This is a genomic window from Amphritea pacifica (assembly GCF_016924145.1).
Classification (GTDB): domain Bacteria; phylum Pseudomonadota; class Gammaproteobacteria; order Pseudomonadales; family Balneatricaceae; genus Amphritea; species Amphritea pacifica.
On the sequence record NZ_JAFFZO010000081.1, the window covers coordinates 1 to 1,123 of the forward strand.

A 1,123-nucleotide genomic window follows, 5' to 3' on the forward strand; every position below is an offset into this window, starting at 1 on the left:
TATTTTCGATGAAATTGTGCTGCAAGCCATAAAGCGCAAGCTGGTCGGGGGGCACACCCTTTATACTGATTCCACTCACCTCAAAGCCAACGCAAACAAAAAGCACTTCCAGAAAGTTGAGGTGGAACAGTCACGCCAAGCCTATATGGATGCGTTGGATAAAGCGGTTGAGGAGGATCGCGCGGCGCATGGAAAAAAGCCTCTACCTGCACCCAAGCAGGAGGCGGAAACACGTGAAATAAAGCAGAGCGTGACCGATCCGGATAGCGGCTATATGGTGCGGGATACCAAGCCCAAAGGCTTCTTTTATCTTGACCATCGTACCGTTGATAGCCGTTGCAATATCATCACCGATGTCCATGTGACGCCGGGTAACGTGCATGATGCAGTCCCTTACCTGGAACGGCTGGATCGGCAGAAACAACGCTTTAACTTTAACCTCAGAGTCGTGGGTGTTGATGCGGGATATTTTACGTCTGCGGTCTGTCATGGACTGGAAGAGCGCAACCTTTATGCGGTGATGGGCTACCGTCGCCCGACTCATCGCAAGGGCCTCTTCTACAAACGGGAGTACGTTTATGATCCGCAAGACGATGTCTACCGTTGCCCGCAAAACCATGCCCTGATCTATAAAACCACCAGCCGCACAGGCTACCGTCATTACGAATCAGACGAGGCCGTATGTGAATCGTGCTCTGAGCTAAAACGCTGTACGAGCAACAAGAAGTTCGTTAAAACGATCACACGTCACGTATGGGAAGATAGCAAAGAGAGAGTGAATCAACATCGGCTGTCCCCGGTAGGAAAAAGTATTTATGCCCGAAGGAAGGAAACCGTAGAGCGAAGCTTTGCGGACGCAAAAGAACTCCATGGATATCGGTATGCGAGGTTTAGAGGCAAGAGTAAGGTTCAAGCACAGTGTTTGCTGACAGCGGCGGCACAAAACATGAAGAAAATCGCATTAATGGCGGCATAGGCCGTATAAGCGATATTTTTATCGAGATACTTGCTACAAAGGGAGCCTGAAAGGCTCTAAGCCGAGTCAAAGCGTCCCATAAATCTTTTACCTCGTTTTTGCTAACGTCGCTGGAATAGCCTTAGAAAAACAAAACCCCAGCAAAAA

1 protein-coding gene is annotated in these 1,123 nt (G+C 49.2%); it reads left to right on the forward strand.

Annotation, left to right across the window (positions count from 1 at the left end; translation table 11 throughout):
• Nucleotides 1-976: IS1182 family transposase (locus JW499_RS21470; protein WP_205212496.1), on the forward strand; the 976-nt coding region annotated here is incomplete at its 5' end.
• Nucleotides 977-1,123: the final 147 nt, after the last annotated feature.